General features: G+C 71.4%; 1 protein-coding gene. It reads left to right on the top strand.

Annotated elements, in window-relative coordinates:
* On the top strand, positions 1–701 hold a 701-nt coding region (locus Mterra_RS21515; protein ID WP_119316893.1), incomplete at its 5' end, for a hypothetical protein.
* Positions 702–912: the final 211 nt, after the last annotated feature.

Here is a 912-nt window from a genome sequence, read left to right as displayed (position 1 = left end):
CCGCCGAGGCCCCCGGCTTCTCCGCCGACCTCGAGCGCCTGGGCCTCAGCCGCGAGCGCAACGGCCCCCCCTGGTTCTTCCGCGCCTCGCTGGGGCGGCGGGCCTACACGCTGGCCCTGTGCCGCCTGGGCGAGTGCGAGCCGCCTGAACTGCTCGAGCTGCGCCGCCAGGGCAGCGTGCAGTACGCCGGCCTGGTCGCCGGGGAGTCCATGCGCGAGGAGGCCCTGGCCGAGCTGGCCCAGTGGCGGCCCTCCGGCCTGGGCGGGGGCGGCCTGTGCTACATCTCGCCCGAGGCCCTGCAGAAGCTCGCCAAGCTGCGCCAGGTCTTCCCGGTCGGCCCGGTCGAGGTCGAGCGCTTCCTCAAGACCGGCCGCCTCGACCTCGAGTCCCTCCACCACCTCGAGGACGAGCTCGAGGGCATCCTGGGCGAGCGCGCCGCCTTCTCCTCGGTGCTGCTCTCCCTGGCCGAGATGCCCCAGCAGAGCGTGTTCCTGCTCGCCGACCTCGTCGGCAGCGACCTCCCCCTCGAGGCCGACACCGTGCGCCAGATCCTCGACGTGCTCGCCGGCCCCCCCTTCCTCCTCCTGAAACGCCTCTCGCCCGGCGAATACCTCCTGCGCACCACCGTCGCCGACGCCCTCGCCGAGTTCACCCAGTACGCCCGGCTGATGGCGACCCGCGCCGAAGCGGTGCTGCGGTAATTGCCAGCGGTCACACCAGGTTCGGGTGGATGGCCTCCCATCGGGAGGCTATCCACCCCGGCCGAAGGGAGTGCCCTGGGCTTCACGAAGATGTACCTCTGACGGATCTGAAGAGTATCTTTGTGAAGCCGGTATCAGTCATCAGCCGTCAGCAGGAGGCTGGTGGCTCGTGGTTCGCCCACCCCTTCCCTCCCCGCCCGCGGGGAGGGTT

The sequence above is a fragment of the Calidithermus terrae genome, from assembly GCF_003574345.1.
GTDB lineage: Bacteria > Deinococcota > Deinococci > Deinococcales > Thermaceae > Calidithermus > Calidithermus chliarophilus.
Note: the sequence above shows the minus strand (reverse complement) of the source record. Positions and strands in the feature narration are given on the sequence as shown.